This window comes from Inquilinus sp., from assembly GCF_039594555.1.
GTDB lineage: Bacteria > Pseudomonadota > Alphaproteobacteria > DSM-16000 > Inquilinaceae > Inquilinus.
This window is the reverse complement of record NZ_JBCNNF010000494.1, coordinates 1-4,717: the sequence shown is the minus strand read 5'-3', so window position 1 is coordinate 4,717 and position 4,717 is coordinate 1. Positions and strand designations below refer to the sequence as shown.

Sequence of the window (4,717 nt, the reverse complement as noted above, 5' to 3'; positions counted from 1 at the left end):
GGGCGGGCAGTTCGAGCAGAGCGTGGAGGGCACGGTCCCGCGGAACGCCGCCAAGATGATGATCGCCTGGCGCGCCAACACCGAATGCGGCGGCTGCAGCGGCGATGCCGATGTCCTGGTCCGTCCGCCGCGTTTCGAGGCCGGGGGGCCGGCGGCGGTGATGGATCTGCGCAGCCTGCGCGGCAACAGCCCGCAGGGGGCGATGTCGCTGCGCTCGGAAGGCGGCGGCGACGCCGTGCGCATCCGGGTCGCGCAGGGCCAGAAGCTGGCCAGCAACGGCAGCGCCATGCCGGTCTCGCCGGGCGCCCCGTTCAAGCTGAGCGTGCCCTATGAGGTCGTGGGTCCGACCGGCAACGCCGTGTCGGTGCAGGTTCTCTTCCTCAACGACCAGGGCAAGGAGGTCGGCCGCAAGGCGCTGGCCCTGGCGCCGCAATGGGGCGCGGTGGGCGAGGCCAGGACCGATTCATCCGGCGCCTTCAGGATCGAGCCGAAAGGCGGTGCCGAAGGCGGGCCCTACCAGCTCGTCTTCGCCGGCGACGATTCGCACCGCAGCGCCTCCGTCTCCGTGCCCTGACGGGGGCGGCTCCGGCCTGGCGGCCCACCTCGGCGAGGCGCCAGGCCGGAGAAGCATCAGTGTGATGCGGCGCCGACCAGCACGCCCATGCCGTGGCGATATTGCTCGGCCAGGCCGGCTTCCTGGCAGAACCGGCTGTAGCCGATCCGGGCCTTCCAGTCGGTCGATTCCGGGCAGTCATCCACCAGGATGACGCCACCCGGAGCCAGCCGGGGCCAGAACCGCTTCAGCGCGTGGTAAGTCGGTTCCGCCAGGTCGATATCGAGCAGCACGACCGAGCAGGATTCCGGAAGCTTGCTGTCCGGGATGGTGGTGATATCGCCCTGGATCAAGGCGACATCGTCAGCCTTGTGGCGCCGCAGGATCTTCGCGACCAGCTTCTGCGAATTGCCCGAGAACATGTGCCGGTTGCGGGTCGGCGTTCCCAGTCCCACATCGTTTGTGAACTGCTGTTCTATGAAGCCGTCGAAGGTGTCGTAGCAAAGATACCGCTTATTGATCCCCAGCCGCCGGGTCATGTTGCGGGCAACGGCCGCCGTTCCTCCGAGGTTGCAGCCGATTTCCACAATGTCCCCTGGGACGTCTTTGCATTCGACCAGATAATGGAGATATAGATACAGTCGCTCCGGGGCCAGGCATGTCGGTGGATACCGATACAGCAGTGGCACGAGAGACGATCGGGCCATTTCTTTAATTTTTTGTTTCATTGCCAAGCCCCCTTTTTGAAAGTCAAATGATATCAATCCTGAAATCTTTGAACAAGCCGCGGATGCTCGGTACTGTCGGGTGATCGGACGATGCTACTCCTCGGCCGCCGCCCGTAGCGCACGACGCAGGCCCTCGGTGCAGCTGTCCCAGGTGAAGCCTCGGGCCCGCGCCCAGCCGGCGTCGCGGAGGGCCCGCGTCGCGGCGGTGTCCGTGACGGCCTGGATGACCCCTTCGGCGATCGCCTTCGGGTCGTGCGGGTCGATCAGGATCGCCGCCGGCCCGACGATTTCGGCCATCGCCGTGTCGCGGCTGGTCACCACCGGGGCGCCGGCGGCCAGCGCCTCCAGCGGCGGCAACCCGAAACCCTCATAGACCGAGGGGTAGAGGAAGGCCGAGGCGCCGGCATAGAGGCCGGGCAGCAGGTCGTCGTCGACATAGCCGAGTAGCCGGACATTCGGCACGTCCTGGCCCAGCGCCGCCTCCTTGAAGATGCGCTGGTTGCTCAGGCCGCCGCCGATGGCGAGGACGACGTCCGGGCCCAGCTTCGGCTGTGCGATCCGCCAGGCCTCGATCGCCCGGCGCAGGTTCTTGCGCGGCTCCAGCGTGCCGATGATCAGGACGTAGGGACGGTCGACCAGATCGTAGCGGGCCCTCGCCGCCTCCGGGGAGGCGCCGTAGAAGCGGGGATCGGCCCCGAGATGGGCGACGTCGATGCTGTCGAGCGGCCGGCCCGACAGCGCGGCGATGCGACCAGCCGAGAAGTGCGACACCGTCATCACGCGCGCTGCCCGCCGCGCCACCCGCAGCACGATCATCTTGTACCAGGCGGCGAAGCGCGGGGTGAACCATTCCGGATGGTCGACCGGCGACATGTCGTGGATCGTCACCACCTGCCGCCGGCGCAGCACCGGGCCGGTGTTCGCCGGGCTCCACAGCACCGAGCGGGGGCGGTGCACGGCCAAGCGCCCCTGCTCCCAAAGGTGGCCGCGCATGCCGGTCGCGACCGAGGCTGGCGCGATCGCCTCATGCGGGCCCAGGCGGGACAGGATCTCGTTCAGATAGCGCTGCGCGCCCGAGACCTTGGCGTGCAGGATGCGGGTGTTGACCAGGATCCCGGCGCCCGAGCCGTCCTGATGGGAAACCGCCGACCCGTTCTGCTTCACGATGCAATCCGCCCTTCCGAAAGATGGCCCCTGGTAGCGCAGCCGAAACCCCAAAGACAACGATGCCGGCCGTCGAGCGGCCGCGGGAAATCGAAACAGGCGCCGCAACAAAACTCTCCGCTCGTTCGCCTTGGATTTGTCATCTAATGATGGCAGAAGAACGACCGCGCTGGCCCCGCGGTGATTTCAAGGACACGCAGCGACCAGCCGGGGAATGCTGTCCGGGCCGGCATGCGCCCAGCCTTTTGGTCGATCGGATGTGAGGCGCAACCTTGGTGCAAGTGGTTGAGACCGGACTGCCGGACGTGAAGCTGGTCAAGCTGCGCGTGTTCGGGGACGAGCGGGGCCGGTTCTTCGAGACCTGGAACCTGCAGAAATTCACCGAGGCCGGGCTGCCGATGAACTTCGTCCAGGACAACCAGGCCAGCAGCGCCGCCGCCGGCACGATGCGCGGCCTGCACTACCAGACCGCGCCGCACGCCCAGGGCAAGCTGATCGGCGTGATCCGCGGCGCGATCTTCGACGTCGCCGTCGACATCCGTCGCGGGTCGCCGACCTTCGGCCGGTCGGTGGGCGTGACCCTGACCGCGGCCGAGCCGGCCCGGCTGTGGGTTCCGGCCGGCTTCGCCCATGGCTATGTCACGCTCGAGCCCGACACCGAGGTGGTCTACAAGGTCACCGCCGGCTACGCGCCGCAGGCGGAGGGCGGCCTCCGCTGGGACGACCCGGCGCTGGGCATCGACTGGCCGATCCCGCCGGCGGAGATGACGGTCAACGACCGCGACCGCAACTGGCCACGCCTGGCCGACGCGCCCGCCCATTTCGAATACGGTGCAGCATGACCATCTTCGTCACCGGCGGCGCCGGCTTCATCGGTTCGGCCCTCGTCCGCCAGCTCGTGGCCGACGGCGAGACCGTCGTCACCATCGACAAGCTGACCTATGCCGGCAACCTGGACAATCTCGCCGGCCTCGACGCCACTGGCCGGCACCGCTTCGCCCAGGCCGACATCTGCGACGTCGACGCGATGCGGGCGCTGTTCGCCGAGCACCGGCCGGAGCGGGTCTACCACCTCGCTGCCGAAAGCCATGTCGACCGGTCGATCGATGACCCGCTGGCCTTCGTCCGCACCAATGTCATGGGCACCGCCAGCCTGCTGGATGCGGCGGTGAAATACTGGCGCGGCCTGCCCGCGGGCAATTCCTTCCGCTTCCTGCATGTCTCGACCGACGAGGTCTATGGCGAGCTGGACGCGACCGGCCTGTTCGCCGAGACCAGCCCGTACCAGCCGAACTCGCCCTACTCCTCCAGCAAGGCGGGCTCCGACCACCTGGCCCGGGCTTGGCACCGCACCTACGGCCTGCCGGTGATGGTGTCGAACTGCTCGAACAATTACGGGCCTTACCAGTATCCGGAGAAGCTGATCCCGGTTGTCACCCTCAACGCGCTCGAGGGCAAGAAACTGCCGATCTACGGCAAGGGCGAGAATGTCCGCGACTGGATCCATGTCGACGACCATGCCGCAGGCCTGCGGGCGATCATGGCCAAGGGGCGGCCGGGCGAGACCTACCTGATCGGCAGCCGGTCGGAGCGGACCAACATCGACCTGGTGCGCCAGATCTGCCGTATCCTGGACGAGCTGCAGCCGGCGGCGCAGCCCTATGAAAGCCTGATCACCCACGTCACCGACCGCCCGGGCCACGACGCCCGCTATGCCATCGATCCGAGCAAGGCCGAGGCCGAGCTGGGCTGGCGGCCGCAGCACAGCCTGGAGCAGGGGCTGCGCGAGACGGTGGCCTGGTACATCGCCAACCGCGCCTGGTGCGCCCGGGCGGGCGAGCGCAGCCGCATCGGCCTCGGGACCGCGGCATGACTCTGGCGATCTTCGGCGCCGGCGGCCAGGTCGGGCGTGAGCTGGTTGAACTGGCGCGGGCGCAGGGGCTCGCCGTGCGGGCCTTCGCCCGGTCGGAGGTCGACATCACCGACGCCGCCGCGGTGGCCGAGGCCGTGCGCGGGGTGGACTTCGTCGCCAACTGCGCCGCCTACACGGCGGTCGACAAGGCCGAGGCCGAGCGCGACCAGGCCTTCGCCGTGAACGCGACCGCGCCGGGCGTGATCGCCCGGGCCTGCGCCGTGGCCGGGGCAGCGCTGCTGCACATCTCGACCGACTACGTCTTCCGCGGCGACGGCGACCGGCCGTGGCGCGAGGACGACCCGATCGCGCCGCTCTCCGTCTACGGCGAGAGCAAGGCGGCGGGGGAGGCGGCTGTCC

Annotated in this window: 6 protein-coding genes; 4 read left to right on the top strand and 2 right to left on the bottom strand. The window is 68.8% G+C overall.

The window, feature by feature from the left end; translation table 11 throughout:
- Positions 1-574, top strand: a 574-nt coding sequence (locus tag ABDW35_RS32530) for a hypothetical protein (protein WP_343717994.1), incomplete at its 5' end; no start/stop codon positions are given.
- A gap of 56 nt (positions 575-630) precedes the next feature.
- On the opposite strand, the gene ABDW35_RS32525 is transcribed toward ABDW35_RS32530, so the two are convergent.
- Both ABDW35_RS32525 and ABDW35_RS32520 read right to left on the bottom strand, forming a co-directional pair.
- Positions 631-1,260, bottom strand: coding sequence for a TylF/MycF/NovP-related O-methyltransferase (locus ABDW35_RS32525; protein ID WP_343717996.1), 630 nt, complete (start codon positions 1,258-1,260; stop codon positions 631-633).
- A gap of 114 nt (positions 1,261-1,374) precedes the next feature.
- Positions 1,375-2,445, bottom strand: coding sequence for a glycosyltransferase family 1 protein (locus ABDW35_RS32520; protein WP_343717993.1), 1,071 nt, complete (start codon positions 2,443-2,445; stop codon positions 1,375-1,377).
- A 275-nt stretch (positions 2,446-2,720) separates the two neighbouring features.
- Between ABDW35_RS32520 and rfbC the strand changes: the two genes are divergently transcribed.
- From rfbC to ABDW35_RS32505, 3 genes are all read left to right on the top strand, one after another.
- On the top strand, positions 2,721-3,287 hold the full coding sequence (rfbC, locus tag ABDW35_RS32515; RefSeq protein ID WP_343717995.1) for a dTDP-4-dehydrorhamnose 3,5-epimerase: 567 nt from the start codon (positions 2,721-2,723) through the stop codon (positions 3,285-3,287).
- Positions 3,284-4,318: a dTDP-glucose 4,6-dehydratase gene (rfbB, locus tag ABDW35_RS32510; protein WP_343717992.1), complete on the top strand. Its 1,035-nt coding sequence runs from the start codon at positions 3,284-3,286 to the stop codon at positions 4,316-4,318. Before rfbC ends, rfbB begins: the two co-directional genes overlap by 4 nt.
- Positions 4,315-4,717: sugar nucleotide-binding protein (locus tag ABDW35_RS32505; RefSeq protein WP_343717991.1), on the top strand; the 403-nt coding region annotated here is incomplete at its 3' end. The genes rfbB and ABDW35_RS32505, both read left to right, overlap by 4 nt.

Excerpts from the sequence above, each read along its gene's own strand:
- ABDW35_RS32525 (WP_343717996.1), bottom strand. The coding sequence starts at position 1,260 with ATGGCCCGATCGTCTCTCGTGCCACTGCTGTATCGGTATCCACCGACA.
- rfbB (WP_343717992.1), top strand. The coding sequence starts at position 3,284 with ATGACCATCTTCGTCACCGGCGGCGCCGGCTTCATCGGTTCGGCCCTC.